Source organism: Acinetobacter lwoffii (assembly GCF_022967985.1).
Taxonomy (GTDB): Bacteria; Pseudomonadota; Gammaproteobacteria; order Pseudomonadales; family Moraxellaceae; genus Acinetobacter.
On the sequence record NZ_JALJVC010000013.1, the window covers coordinates 50,860 to 64,550 of the forward strand.

12 protein-coding genes are annotated in these 13,691 nt (G+C 45.5%); 6 read left to right on the forward strand and 6 right to left on the reverse strand.

Translation table 11 applies throughout. From position 1 onward, the window contains the following. Positions 1-2: 2 nt before the first annotated feature. Positions 3-758, reverse strand: coding sequence for a biotin--[acetyl-CoA-carboxylase] ligase (locus MWG72_RS09245; RefSeq protein ID WP_247143874.1), 756 nt, complete (start codon positions 756-758; stop codon positions 3-5). Between the two features lie 27 nt (positions 759-785). On the opposite strand from MWG72_RS09245, the gene MWG72_RS09250 reads away from it, so the two are divergent. From MWG72_RS09250 to ligA, 5 genes are all read left to right on the forward strand, one after another. After that, positions 786-1,589: a sulfite exporter TauE/SafE family protein gene (locus MWG72_RS09250; protein WP_005247146.1), complete on the forward strand. Its 804-nt coding sequence runs from the start codon at positions 786-788 to the stop codon at positions 1,587-1,589. 200 nt (positions 1,590-1,789) lie between these two features. After that, positions 1,790-2,485, forward strand: coding sequence for a GntR family transcriptional regulator (locus MWG72_RS09255; RefSeq protein WP_004279202.1), 696 nt, complete (start codon positions 1,790-1,792; stop codon positions 2,483-2,485). Between the two features lie 11 nt (positions 2,486-2,496). After that, complete coding sequence (gene smc / locus MWG72_RS09260) at positions 2,497-5,949, forward strand: chromosome segregation protein SMC (protein WP_247143902.1); 3,453 nt, start codon at positions 2,497-2,499, stop codon at positions 5,947-5,949. 1 nt (position 5,950) lies between these two features. After that, positions 5,951-6,916, forward strand: coding sequence for a cell division protein ZipA C-terminal FtsZ-binding domain-containing protein (locus MWG72_RS09265; protein ID WP_247143876.1), 966 nt, complete (start codon positions 5,951-5,953; stop codon positions 6,914-6,916). A 109-nt stretch (positions 6,917-7,025) separates the two neighbouring features. Next, entirely contained in the window at positions 7,026-9,065 is a 2,040-nt protein-coding gene (gene ligA / locus MWG72_RS09270; protein ID WP_247143878.1) for an NAD-dependent DNA ligase LigA, read from the forward strand. Between the two features lie 70 nt (positions 9,066-9,135). Here the strand turns inward: ligA and MWG72_RS09275 are convergent, their stop codons facing one another. Then, entirely contained in the window at positions 9,136-10,203 is a 1,068-nt protein-coding gene (locus MWG72_RS09275; protein ID WP_247143880.1) for an SDR family oxidoreductase, read from the reverse strand. Between the two features lie 342 nt (positions 10,204-10,545). Here MWG72_RS09275 and ftn point away from each other — a divergent pair, with 342 nt between their 5' ends. Further along, positions 10,546-11,010 (forward strand): heteropolymeric bacterioferritin subunit Ftn, encoded by a 465-nt coding sequence (gene ftn / locus MWG72_RS09280; RefSeq protein ID WP_004279207.1) that lies wholly within the window; start codon positions 10,546-10,548, stop codon positions 11,008-11,010. 57 nt (positions 11,011-11,067) lie between these two features. On the opposite strand, the gene MWG72_RS09285 is transcribed toward ftn, so the two are convergent. Genes MWG72_RS09285 through MWG72_RS09300 form a run of 4 tightly spaced genes read right to left on the reverse strand, consistent with a single transcriptional unit; the run spans position 11,068 to position 13,585 of the window. Then, entirely contained in the window at positions 11,068-11,484 is a 417-nt protein-coding gene (locus tag MWG72_RS09285; protein WP_004279208.1) for an ExbD/TolR family protein, read from the reverse strand. A gap of 21 nt (positions 11,485-11,505) precedes the next feature. Beyond that, entirely contained in the window at positions 11,506-11,931 is a 426-nt protein-coding gene (locus MWG72_RS09290; RefSeq protein WP_247143882.1) for an ExbD/TolR family protein, read from the reverse strand. Positions 11,932-11,947: 16 nt separating this feature from the next. Beyond that, positions 11,948-12,847, reverse strand: a complete 900-nt coding sequence (locus tag MWG72_RS09295) for a MotA/TolQ/ExbB proton channel family protein (protein ID WP_247143884.1) — start codon at positions 12,845-12,847, stop codon at positions 11,948-11,950. Between the two features lie 36 nt (positions 12,848-12,883). After that, a complete protein-coding gene (locus MWG72_RS09300; protein WP_247143885.1) occupies positions 12,884-13,585 on the reverse strand; it encodes an energy transducer TonB in 702 nt (233 codons plus the stop codon). Positions 13,586-13,691: the final 106 nt, after the last annotated feature.

Sequence of the window (13,691 nt, forward strand, 5' to 3'; positions counted from 1 at the left end):
GTTCATCCACCGTGTTGAAGGCGGAGCTGTCCCTGATAAAAGGTCTGGATTCCCTGATCGGTCAAAATCTTGACTGCACCATCGTCCTGAATCCCCAGAAAAGTACCGGAATATTGCCCTTGCACATCGGTAAATTCAACCGTTTGTTGCATAAATGCAGCCGATCGATTGAAACGCGCCGCCAGGTTTTGACTGCCATAATTAAACCATTGCCCGGCTTGTTGAATCGCCAGATATAACTGGGCAATCAGCTCGACTCTTGAAGTGCGAGATAAACCCAGCTCGCTCAGGGAACTGACCAGCTGGTCTGGAAGGTTGGTGGGCAGAGGATCAATATTTAGCCCGACCCCGACCACCACCTGCGTGGTTGAAACCGGCTCGACCAGAATACCGCCCCATTTTCCATGCAGGCTATACAGGTCATTCGGCCATTTTACCTGTAATTCCAGGCCTTTTAGACTTGGCATTTGCAGGATATTTAACGCAATTTCTAGCGCCAGACGACCATCAATGGGTTTTTGTGTATGCAGCAATGTGCTTAAATAGATGTTCCCTTCAGGTGATATCCACTGACGTTGACGCTGTCCACGGCCTTGGGTCTGCACATGACTGCACACCAGAACCTGCTGTACCCCCTTCGTTGCCAATTCGCGTACATCATCATTGGTCGATGTAGTAATCGGTTTGATGAGTAATACTTCCGGGAGTTGGCCTGCATCGCTTAATCGTTGTTGCAGTTCACGAGTTTCTACATCCATTTGAATCTAAACGTGGTAAATATCGTTATGGAGTTAATCATATATTTATTGATTGGTGCAATTGCCGGATTCACCGCAGGCCTGTTTGGGGTCGGCGGTGGTTTGATTATTGTGCCCATCCTCTACATTGTTTTTACCCAGCTCCAGTACGATCCCAGCGTGATTATGCATATGGCGGTGGGCACTTCCTTGGCAACAATTATTGTGACTTCTATCAGCTCGGTTATGGCGCATCATCAACGAGGGGCAGTGCTATGGCCCGTATTTCGTAATCTGGCGCCAGGTCTGATCATTGGCTCTTTCTTGGGTGCGGGGATTGCCGACTATTTATCTGGTCAGGGTTTACAGTTACTGATTGGCTTCTTTGCGGTCTGGGTGGCATTTAGGATGTTCAGGGGGGCGCATATTCAGATTGATCCGAATCAAAAATTGCCTTCAACCCCGGTACAAATTGCTGCAGGTGGCGGGATCGGTGTGGCATCGGCCATCTTTGGGATTGGTGGGGGAAGTCTGACCGTTCCGTTTCTGAATCGCTGCGGGATCGTAATGCAAAAAGCAGTAGCGACCTCTGCGGCTTGTGGATTGCCGATTGCAGTCGCAGGTGCGCTCGGGTTTATCTGGTTTGGTAAACAGGCGCAGGTCACTGTGCCAAATACCATTGGCTATATTCATATTTATGCCTTTATTGGGATCAGCATGATGAGTTTTTTCACTGCCAAGCTGGGCGCAAAAGTGGCACATCTGCTTTCACCGGCCGTATTAAAAAAATGTTTTGCTGCACTACTGACCACCGTCGGCCTGTATTTTATTTATCAAGGGTTTATGGCCTGATTTAAACCTTTTCGGTTGGACTGATGTACCGTATAAGGAGAATAGCTCACTATTCTCCTTTTTTATGGGCCTAAGTTGGCTATATAGACATAAGATTGTCTGACAATGTCAAAGTATTTATGGATAAAAACCCGTTTAATAGCAACATAGCCCAAATGAAGGGCTAAACCAGTATCCATAAAAATAAAGACAGGAACGGTATGCCATTAGAACAAGCGCACAGTTTGTCTGAGCAGATTGCCAAGCACATTAGCGAACAGATTATTCGCGGTGAACTGGTCGAAGGCGAACGTATACAGGAACTCAGGATTGCCTCGGAGCTTGATGTCAGTCGGGGTTCGGTTCGTGAAGCCCTGCTTTTGCTGGAACGCACCCAGCTGATTGAAATTTTCCCGCGCCGTGGGGCGATTGTCTCGGAAATGTCGGCCTTGCAGGTACGTGCCTTATTTGACATGACCTCATTATTGCTCGGGCAAATGGTGTATCGCATGGCGGAAACCTGGCGGGTGCATGAAGCTGAGCGCATTCAGCTATTATTAGAGCAATTGGAAGCAGAAACCCGCCAAGGACACACTGAAAAGTTTTATGATCTGATCTTTCAGGGCATGGCCCAGCAGCATGAGATGGTCGGGAATCCTTATCTGATGCGCTACTATCAGGAACTGCTGCCTTCTTTGCGTCGGAGCTATTTTCTGACCCTGAATATTTCCAGACGCGAGTTACAGGAATCTTTTGACTTATTTAAACTGGTCACTGAAGCAATTTTGATACGAAAAAGCCATCAGGCCACTTTATTTATGGAAGATTTTTGTCGACACTTGCGCAACCTTGTGTTGGAATCTCTGACACGGATGAAACAAATTGAACTCGCGTGGGCCAGACGCTCACGACGTTAAATCAGGACATTATGCGTTTAAGCAGTTTAAAACTTTCAGGCTTTAAATCTTTTGCCGACAGTACCACTTTACATTTTAAAGATAATCGTACTGCGGTCGTGGGACCGAATGGTTGTGGTAAATCCAACGTCATTGATGCCATACGCTGGGTCATGGGCGAGTCCAGTGCACGCCAGTTGCGTGGTGGCAGCATGCAGGACGTCATCTTTACCGGAACTGCCAAGCGTAAACCGGTGGGCATGGCCAGTGTAGAACTGCGCTTTGACAATACCTATGGCAAGCTGGGCGGTGCTTATAATGCCTATAATGAACTGGCAGTACGCCGTCAGGTCAACCGCGATGGCAAGTCTGAATATTTTCTGAATGGCAGCAAATGCCGTCGTCGTGATATTACCGATATTTTCCTGGGTACTGGTCTTGGTCCGCGTTCCTATGCGATTATTGAACAGGGCATGATCAACCGTCTGGTCGATGCCAAGCCCGATGAAATGCGGGTTTATATTGAAGAAGCCGCGGGTGTATCACGCTATCAGGCACGTCGCCGTGAAACCATGCTACATCTGGATCACACCACACAAAACCTGTCGCGTCTGGAAGATATCGCCTCTGAACTGAAATCTCAGCTAAAAACCCTGAAACGTCAGTCGGAAAGTGCGATTCAATATAAAGAACTGGAAGGGCAGATCCGTACCATCAAGATTGAAATTCTGTCTTTTCAATGTGAGCAAAGCCAGCGTTTACAGGAAGAATATACCCTTGAGATGAATACGCTCGGGGAAAACTTTAAGCTGGTGCGCTCCGAACTGACCACCGTTGAACATGATTTAGGCAGTACAAGTGAACTGTTTCAGCGTCTGATTCAGCAATCCACCCCTTTGCAAAGTGAATGGCAACAGGCCGAGAAAAAACTGGCTGAACTGGAAATGACCCTGCAACAAAAGCAGTCTCTGCTAGAGCAAAATTCCACCAGTCTGGTCAAACTGGAACAGCAAAAAGCCCAAACTAAAGAGCGTTTACAGTTGATTGAACTGCAACTCGATACTTTACAGCAGCAATTTGAAGATCAGCAGGCGCAGTTGCAGCAGCAAGATGGCCAGAATCAGACGCAAAGCCAGAATCTGACTGAGCTTAAATCTCAATATAGCACTGTGGCAGCGCAATTTACCCAGATCAAAACCCAGGTCGAACAGCAGCAACAGCGTAAATTACAGATGTTGGCTCAAAGCGAGCAACTGGCAAAGAATATTGAGCGGATTGAACAGCAGAAACAGACGCTCCAACAGCAAAGTGCACAGATTCAGCAACAGGCGGAGCAAGATGAGCTGGAGCAGTATCAGGCAGACAAAGCCCAAGCTGAACAGCAAATCGCTGGCTATGAAATTCAATTAACAGATTTAAGAACTCAATTCGAGCAGATTCAGGAAGAGCAGGCGAGTCGTCAACAACAGCTGATGCAGCTCAAATCTGAAATTCAGGTACTTCATTCAGAAAAGAAAAACCTGAGCCAATTACTGACCAAAGCCAACCCAAATGCCAAGAGTAATGCGATACAGTTAATGCATGTACTTAAGCTCAATGATGCAGGCAAGGTACATGCCAGCCTGATCGAAAAGTTTTTGGCTAAGTGGCTGTCTGCTCAGATTTTGACAGAGGGCGAGCACTTCCTTGAAGATTGTGCGCGTCAGTTAAAGCAACAGGCTGTTCAGAATAAAATTCAGATTGCCAATACGATGTGTCTGGCCGATTGGATTGAATCTCCACATTATTCACTGTGGCAACAAGTCGCGGTCGTAGATACATTAGCGCAAGCATTGCCTCTTCAAACTGAGTTATTACAAGGCCAGACATTACTGAGTTTAGATGGCTACCATGTTGGTGCGGATTGGATGATTGCACTGGACTATGATGAAGCTAGTCAGGCCGGACAAGGTGCATTGAGTCATCGAATGCGTCTAGATGAAATCGAGCAGCAGCTTGCGGAACTTGAACCTAAGTTTATGCAGCTGGAGCAGCAGTTACCTGAATTAGCCGATCAGGTTAAAGCTTTGCAAAACCAGATTCAGAGTATCAGTGAGCAGCACAAGCATACCCAAAAGCAGCTGCAGCAACTCGATGTCAATATTGCCAAAGTACAAAGTAGTGCTCAGGCTTTTGCATTGCAAAAGCAGCAATTACAGCATCAGCTACAACAACTGGATGAGCAGCTTGAAGAAGATGCCATGCAGAAAGATGATCTGGAAATTGATCTGCATACCTTGAATATCAAACTGGAACAGGCGCTACCAAATTATAAAACCCTGCAATTCCAGCTGGAAGAATTGAGTGCTCAGCTGGATGACTCACAGCAGCTCAGTCAGCAAGCGCAGCAGGAACTGGAAGTACTGCGACGGCAAAATATGCAAAACCAGCAGCAGATCGAATTGCTGGAAAAAGATCAGGTATTCCTAAAAGAACAGTCTCAACAAATTACTTCACAAATCGAGCAGGCCAAAAAGTTTGTCGATCCGGTACAGCTGGAATTACCTGCTTTACAGAGCCAGTTCAATGAACAGGCGCAGATCACTGAAAAGCTGAAAAAGACCTGGGCCGACTGGCAGATTGAATTAAATCAGGTGCAGAGCAAACAGCAGCAGCTGACCGAACAGCGTCACAGCTTCCAGCAGCAGGATGAAAAACTTCGCAGTACACTGGAAGAAAAACGTCTGGCCTGGCAGGCAGCCAAATCTGATTTGCAGCATTATTCTGAACAACTGAAAGAATTGAATAGTGAAGTAATTTCCGGGCTCGATATTGATGTTAAAGCACATCAGGCGAAACTGGAAAAAGCTCAGGCTCAGTTTGATAAACTCGGTGCAGTCAATCTGGCGGCTTCTGAAGAATATGAAGAAGTGTCAAAACGTTATGAGGAACTGAGTCACCAGATGCAGGATCTGGAAAATACGGTTGAACAGCTACAGGCTGCAATGAAGAGTATTGACCAGGAAACCCGTAAACTGTTTATGCACACGTTTGACCAGGTCAATGCTGAACTGCAAAACCTGTTCCCGAAAGTGTTTGAAGGCGGTGAGGCGAGTTTAAGCCTTGAAGATGGCTGGCAGTCGGGGGTAAAACTGATGGCCCGACCACCGGGTAAACGAAACAGCTCATTGGCCTTACTCTCTGGTGGAGAAAAGGCTTTAACTGCATTAGCATTGGTATTCGCGATTTTTCGCTTAAATCCGGCACCATTTTGCGTACTGGATGAAGTCGATGCACCGCTGGATGATGCCAATGTGGGACGCTTTTGTAATTTAGTCAAAGAGCTTTCTGAACACGTGCAATTTATTTATATTACCCATAACAAACTTGCAATGATGATGGCGACTGATCTTTTAGGTGTAACCATGCCTGAACCGGGAACCTCAAAATTAGTGACAGTTAATTTGGAACAGGCAAAAGAATACGGCCTAGCTGCGGAGGTATAATATGGAAATCACCACCATTATCGGGATTGTTATCGCAATTGTGATTATGCTTTTTGGTATAAGAATGCTGTTCAAAAAACCTGTAGAGGCTGTACCTTCACTGGATGCCAACCTGCATATCGACCCGGATAGCCAGACACCGATTATTCCAAGGCATGTACGTTCTCAATTGGCACAACAGGATGTTGAATCTGATCGTATCGAGCCAAGCCTGAGTATAGATGAACCGGCTCCTGAAAAGCCTTCAGTATTTCAAAAGGCTGAATTAACTCCGGTTGAGCCGGCAGCGGTTGAAACTCTTGCAGTTGTCTCGTCAACAGAAGCTGAAGTAGTGGCAAAGTCGGTAGTCACGGCAGTAGATATTCCGCAAGTAAAAGCAGAACAGGAGAATAGCCAGACTGAAACCAAGGAAGAAACGCCTGAATTCAGCCTGAACAGCATCATCGAAAAAGCAGAAATTTCTGAATTTAATGATGAAAGCAGTATTCTGGATGCACATCTGCATGAGCAAAAAATAGTGGATGAAGAAAGTGCTTTGTCCAATGCTGAAACCATTATTTCTTTGCATATCTATCCGCAAGGCCGTGTACTTTCGGGTGAGAAAACCTTGAAGGTTTTATTGAAATATGGCCTGCGTTATGGTGAATTGGCCTGTTTCCACCGTTATAGTGAAGATGGTTCAAAACTGCTGTTTTCGGTATTGCAAATGACCGATACCGGAATGGAAGGCTTTGATCTGGAAACCCTGTCAACGCAGGAAGTGAAAGGTTTGGCATTCTTCCTGGCTTTACCGCATAGCGATGTACAAAATGCGTTTGATACCATGGACAGTATTTCACGTCTGATTGCCCGTGAAGTCGATGGTCTGGTCTATGATCAGAACCAGCAGGAATTTACTCCACAATTACGTGAATTCTGGCGCCATCAGGCTATTGATTATCGTGCTGGACAAGGTACGGAAGTTTAAGGCTGCTTTGTTCAATCTCCAAGTTGAATCTGTAGACTGCAATTTTTATAATAGCCAAAAGCTGAATATTCTACAGGGCGGATTTTCCGCCCTTTTTTATGGTGAAATTATGACCCAAGATGCCACTGTCATTGCGCAAATGCGTCAACTGATTCAACTGCTTGCCAAGCATAACCATGCTTATTATGTGATGGATCAACCGAGCATTGAAGACAGTGAATATGATCAGCTCTTTCATCAGCTCAAAGCCTTAGAACAACAATATCCTGACCTGATCCAGTCCGATAGCCCGACAGATAAAGTGGGTGGGCAGGCGCTTTCAAAATTTGTGACCGTAACACACGCTGTGCCGATGCTGTCATTAGGCAATGTCTTTAATCAGGAAGATCTGCTGGCTTTTGCCCGCCGTATTGAAGAACGTTTGCCAAATCAAAAAATTGAATATGATGTGGAACTGAAATTTGATGGTCTGGCCATTTCACTCTGGTATGAGCATGGCGTATTGACGCGTGGGGTGACACGCGGCGATGGGGAAACCGGTGAAGACATCACCCAGAATGTCAGAACCATTCGCAACCTGCCGAAACTTTTATCTCCGGTGAATGGCATCATTCCCGATTTGTTGGAAGTCCGCGGCGAAGTGTTGATGCCGAAATCCGGTTTTGAAAAATTGAATGCTGCCAATGCCGCCAAAGGTGAAAAGACCTTTGCTAATCCGCGTAATGCTGCGGCAGGAAGTTTGCGTCAGCTGGACCCGAATATTGCTGCCTCGCGGCCATTGGCTTTTTATGCTTATGGGATTGCTCAGTGCGTGCCGCATCATGGACAAACCACTATGTCCGCCAGTCTGGAATGGTTACATCAGTTCGGTTTTGCGGTTGGCGAGCGTCACTTTATCTGTGACAGTATTCAGGACGTGCAAAAGGTCTACGAACAGATCATTGATGAGCGTGCCAGTCTCAGTGTCGAAATCGATGGTATGGTGATCAAGGTCAATGACCTGAAACAGCAACAACAGCTTGGTTTCCTGAGCCGTGAACCGCGTTGGGCCACCGCCTATAAATTTCCGGCAGTTGCAGCACTGACCACAGTAGAAAATATTAATTGGCAAGTCGGTCGTACTGGAACATTAACGCCGGTTGCGCGTTTAAATCCAGTCGCTGTCGGTGGAGTAACAGTTTCCAATGTGACGCTGCATAATATTGGCGAAATTCACCGTCTGGATGTACGTATTGGCGATACGGTCAGTGTTTATCGTAGTGGCGATGTGATTCCTAAGGTGGAAAAAGTCTGGCCGGAATTTCGCCCGGTTGATGCAGTCGAAGTGCATTTACCTGAGCAATGCCCAGTCTGTGATTCACCCGTGGTCATGCCGGAAGGCGAAGCCTTGGCACGGTGTTCGGGTGGGCTGTATTGTGCCGCGCAGCGTATTGAGGCCATTCGTCACTTTGTTTCGCGTAAAGCTATGGATATTGAGGGCCTGGGTGATCGCTGGGTAGAGTCACTGCTACATCTAAATCTTTTAAAAGATGTCTCAGATATTTACCATCTGCATGAGCACCGTGAGCAGTTACTCCAGATTGAAAAAATGGGGGAGAAATCGGTTCAGAATCTTTTGGATGCCATTGAAAACAGTAAAAAAACCACACTGGCTGCTTTTATCTATGCACTCGGTATTCGTGGGGTGGGTGAAACTACGGCGCGGATGCTGGCCAATACTTTCCAGACGCTGGATGCCTTGCGTCAGGCCGATCTGGAGGCTTTAAAGAAAACTCCGGATGTAGGTGATATCACTGCGGAATGGATTCTGGATTTCTTTCAGGCACCGCATAATCTGGAAGTTCTGGATCGTTTACTGGCTGCCGGTATTCACTGGGATGCACCGATCGCACCGACTCGTCAGCCGTTAAACGGCGAAAGCTGGGTGGTCACCGGGACTTTAAGCAGTATGGGACGAGATGATGCAACCCAGTTATTGCAAGCCTTAGGTGCGCGAGTCAGTGGCAGTGTATCCAGCAAAACCAAATGTGTGGTTGCGGGTGAAAAAGCTGGCTCAAAACTGGATAAAGCAGAAAAACTTGGTATTCCAGTGATCAATGAACAACAGTTTATTGGCTTGATGCAAGACTATGGTCAGCTTGAAGCCTAAATCTCTGCACATTTCATGAAAGAATAAGAGTTAAAAAAGCCACCTTCGGGTGGCTTTTTGCATAAAAAGATTAAGGAATATATTTTTTCACAACACCATCATCGAGTAGCTGCTGGAAATGTTCAACCAGACTTTCTTTCACCGGACGATACTCAATGCCGAGCTCATCTTTACTTTTTTGCGCATTAAAGAAAATTGGATAACCCATATTCAGTTCTACAAATTTACGGCTAAAACCTGCTACAGGCCCGAACATTTTGAAAGCTGCCTTTGGCAATTGATTGCGCGGGAACGGGAACTTATTGCCAAAATGTGCTCGCAGAATTTGGCCCATTTCCAGCAGGCTCAAGCTTTCACTACAAATGATATAACGGCCATGCGCTTGCGGATTAAACGCCGCACGGATATGCGCTTCAGCGACATCCTGAACATCGACCACGCCATTCCACATCGGTGGAACGCCAAGCAGCGTCATGCCATTGGCAAACTGTTGCAGGACTTCCACACTGCCGGATTGGGTATTTGACGTTAAGGATTGACCAAAAACCAGTGCAGGATTGATACAGACCAGATCCCAGCTATCTTGTGCTTCAGCCATTTCCCAGGCTTTACGCTCTGCCATGACTTTGGAATAAGGATAAGGCTGATGAGTGGCCGAACTGGTGGTATTCCAGCATGATTCATCAAAACTGTTATCCTCAATTTGTAGAATATCAATGGCATCGCCATAGGTAGATGCGATACTCGATGTCACGATCACGCGTTTTACTGATTCAGTCTGATTAACACTATTCAATACATTTTCAGTGCCTAACACCGCAGGTTCAATAATATCTTTGACAGCATCTTTATAGTTGGTGACCACAAAAGGCGAGGCCATATGAAAGACAATTTCACAACCTTGCATGGCCTGATCAAAAGAGCCTGGACTTAATAAATTGGCCTGAAATAACTTGAGAGTTCCCGGCGTGCTGTCGGCAATTTTTTCTAAATGGGCAAAGCTTTTGCTTTTATTCAGGTCGCGCACCGTGGCATGTACGGTATAGCCTTGTGTGAGTAATTTCTGGATGACCCAGCTGGCAATATAACCCGATGCACCGGTAACCAGAACAGGCGCTGTTGTTTGGGGATGTGTCATATCGGAACCGTTGTTGTTTTAAATTTGTGTGAATGATAAGCGAAATTTAAGCATGAAGTACGCCAATGCAGTGATGTTTATACAAAAAGAATGAATCTCTCTGGTCAAAATTAAGATTTACAAATTTTAACGCATGTGTTTATTCGCCGGTTTTAGGTTATTGCCAAGCGTAATGAAAATGCAAAGTGTTGTTTTATAAATGGGATTTCATTAAGAACGAAGTGTAAATGCAAGTACTTCTCATTTTAATTATATAAAAATCAAATATTTAACCATGGTTAAGCTTTGCAAATTCAATTGCTTTTCGCCATAATAGCAAAATACAGGTAGGGAGTTATTCAAATGCGCGGAAATCCAGAAGTCGTAGATTATTTAAATATGTTGATCGGTGGCGAACTGGCTGCTCGTGACCAATACTTGATTCACTCTCGTATGTATGAAGATTGGGGATTGACCAAAATCTTTGAACGTATCGATCACGAAATGCAAGAAGAGTCCCAGCATGCGGATGCGATTATCCGTCGTGTTCTGTTCCTTGAAGGAACGCCAAACATGCAGCGCGATGACGTTGAGATTGGCGAGGATGTGGTGAGCTGCCTGAAAGCTGATCTAAAACTTGAATATCATGTGCGGGAAAAATTGGCGCAGGGCATCAAACTGTGCGAAGAGAAAGGTGACTATATCAGCCGTGATATGTTACGCCAGCAAATGTCGGATACCGAAGAAGACCATACTTACTGGCTAGAAAAACAATTGCGTTTAATCGAACTGATTGGTTTGCAAAATTATATTCAGTCACAGATGTAAAACCGAATGAATAAAAAAACCCAGCACATGCTGGGTTTTTTTATATCTTGAAAATGCTTAGTTGTTGTTACTCATAATGCCAATTTTTTTGACTTCCAGCCGTTGAGCAGCCGCCATGACCATCGCGATATGTTTATATTCTGTCGCACGATCCGCCTTGATTTTAATCTGATCCTGATCTGCTTTTTGCGCTACTGTCTTGAATAAGTTTTCCAGAGCTTGGGTATTTGCTACCGGCTGTTCATTCCAGAAAATCTTGCCTTGTGCATCCAGACGTAATTCCACCAGCTCAGGCGGTTTTTCATCGGTTACAGGAGGCGTTCCATTCGGTAGATCGATATTAATCGAGTTATTCGGCAAAGGAATTGTGATAATAAACATAATCAACAAGACCAGCATGACATCAATCAGTGGTGTCATGTTGACATCTAGCATCACATCGTCATCTTGATTTGAACCAACATTCATACCCATAAACTTAATCCTTCTTTGTGCTTAAGGTGTAGCGGGCGGAGTGGTGACAAAAGCAATTTTGCCAATACCGGCCTGTTGGGTGGTAATAATCACCTGATCAATTGCCTCATAAGGTGTTAACTGATCACCACGGATATGCACTTCAGGCTGCGGACGTTTTTGGGCTTCTGCCTGTAAACGGGTCAGTAAAACTGATTTATCTGCGATATAGATTTCGTTCCAGAAAATATCGCCAGTTTTATTGACAGCCAGCTGGATGTTTTCCGGTTTGGTTTCATACGGTACATTTCTTTCTTCGGGTAGATCGACAGGTACGGTATGAATGGCAACCGGTACAGTAATCAGGAAGATAATGAGCAGAACCAGCATAATATCAACCAAAGGGGTGGTATTAATGGTTCCAATTACCTCATCATCGCTGTCGTTTGAATTGACCATCATTCCCATGGCTGATGCCTCACTCTTACTTCACGTCACGATTAACAGGATTATTGGTTGTAATTTCACCGCTGAGTAATACTGCGTGTAAATCAGAACCAAAAGTACGCACTTCTTCCATCACTGCTTTATTACGGCGAGTCAACCAGTTGTAGCCAAGTACCGCCGGTACAGCGACGGCCAGACCGATTGCAGTCATGATCAGTGCTTCACCCACTGGTCCTGCTACTTTATCAATCGAAGCCTGACCAGAAACACCAATGGCAGTAAGCGCGTGGTAAATACCCCAAACCGTACCAAACAGGCCAACAAAGGGTGCAGTAGAACCGACTGTCGCAAGGAAGGCTAGACCGCCACTCAGATGGTTCTGGATTTTGTCGATTGCACGGGAAATCGAAATAGTGACCCAGGTATTGAAATCAATACGCTCAAGTAATGTGCCGCCATGATTTTGGGTTGACTTAATCCCTTTTTCTGCAATAAAACGGTAAACGCTGGCTTCATTAAGGTTTTGGGCTGCGTTATCCAGAGAAGACGATTCCCAGAACTGGTGTTCAGCTTCCTTGGCTTGCTTGCGAATCTTGCCTTGTTGCAGGCATTTGCTGATCATGATGTACCAGGTACCAATCGACATAATCAATAGAATGAACAAGGTAACTTTCGAAACAATATCACCTTCTTTCCACATGGCTTCTAGGCCATAAGGATTATATCCAGCCTTTTCATCCTTAGCTTCAGCTGGTAATGGCGGTGGGGTCCGTGTAGCCGCTGTTGCAGGTGTTGTTACCGCTGTTTCAGTAACAGCACTGGTATTTGGTGTAGCGGACTGTTCTGCAAAAACTGCTTGTAGAGGTAATAAAGTGCTCATGGCAATTACACCAGCAGCAGTCATATTTTTTAAAGGTTTTAGTGATTTTTTCATCATGGATCTCCTGATTTTTTTCTTTATCTGTTCTATCTGTTAGTCAAGGACAAATTCATATGGAATGTCATACCAAGATTCTTGCGGTTCGCCATTTTTCATTGCCGGCTTGAAAGTACATAAGCTGAAGGCCTTGGATGCTGCACGATCCAGCGCACGACTACCGCTCGACTTTTTCACTTTGGCATCCTGGACCTTGCCGGTGGTATTTACATATACAGAGATCAAGACTTCACCTTGTTCTTCATTCATCAGTGCATCACGTGGATAGTCTGGGCGTTTACAACCTGCTTCACCTTGTGAAACACCACGAGTTACGCCAGCGGGTGGAGGAGCTGGGGCTGGAGCGGCTGCGACTACTGGAGCCGGTGCTGCTACCGGACTTGGTGAAGGACTCGCTGCAACGGGAGTAGGTACTGCAACAGTTGTCGGTTGGGTTGGTGTTTGAAGTGTTTTCTGTACAGGAACGACTTTTTCAACCGGTTTCACCTCAGGCACTTGTGCTACTTTTTCCACGATTTTTGGTGGTTCAGGTGGTGTTTCTTTTGGTGGCTCAGGTTCAGGCGGCTTAATATCTTGAATAATCATTAGCTCAACTGGCTGTTCCGTTGGTTTAATAATGTCTTTTGCCATACCAGCCATGAGTACCAGGCCAACCAGGATATGCAAAAAAACAACGACCCCAATACCAGTCAGTTTTTTGGCGGAGTTTTTTTCTAAGTCTTCAAACTTTGTGCCCATCATGACTCCTAGAATTTAAGACAAACAGGAAATAGTGCACTGATGAGAAAATTTTTTTAGTTACAGGCAGCATTATTTTTTGTTTGGCTAAAATTAAACGGGGAAA

Coding starts and splice junctions, on each gene's coding strand:
- MWG72_RS09245 (WP_247143874.1), bottom strand. CDS start 758: ATGGATGTAGAAACTCGTGAACTGCAACAACGATTAAGCGATGCAGGC.
- MWG72_RS09250 (WP_005247146.1), top strand. CDS start 786: ATGGAGTTAATCATATATTTATTGATTGGTGCAATTGCCGGATTCACC.
- MWG72_RS09255 (WP_004279202.1), top strand. CDS start 1,790: ATGCCATTAGAACAAGCGCACAGTTTGTCTGAGCAGATTGCCAAGCAC.
- smc (WP_247143902.1), top strand. CDS start 2,497: ATGCGTTTAAGCAGTTTAAAACTTTCAGGCTTTAAATCTTTTGCCGAC.
- MWG72_RS09265 (WP_247143876.1), top strand. CDS start 5,951: ATGGAAATCACCACCATTATCGGGATTGTTATCGCAATTGTGATTATG.
- ligA (WP_247143878.1), top strand. CDS start 7,026: ATGACCCAAGATGCCACTGTCATTGCGCAAATGCGTCAACTGATTCAA.
- MWG72_RS09275 (WP_247143880.1), bottom strand. CDS start 10,203: ATGACACATCCCCAAACAACAGCGCCTGTTCTGGTTACCGGTGCATCG.
- ftn (WP_004279207.1), top strand. CDS start 10,546: ATGCGCGGAAATCCAGAAGTCGTAGATTATTTAAATATGTTGATCGGT.
- MWG72_RS09285 (WP_004279208.1), bottom strand. CDS start 11,484: ATGGGTATGAATGTTGGTTCAAATCAAGATGACGATGTGATGCTAGAT.
- MWG72_RS09290 (WP_247143882.1), bottom strand. CDS start 11,931: ATGGGAATGATGGTCAATTCAAACGACAGCGATGATGAGGTAATTGGA.
- MWG72_RS09295 (WP_247143884.1), bottom strand. CDS start 12,847: ATGATGAAAAAATCACTAAAACCTTTAAAAAATATGACTGCTGCTGGT.
- MWG72_RS09300 (WP_247143885.1), bottom strand. CDS start 13,585: ATGGGCACAAAGTTTGAAGACTTAGAAAAAAACTCCGCCAAAAAACTG.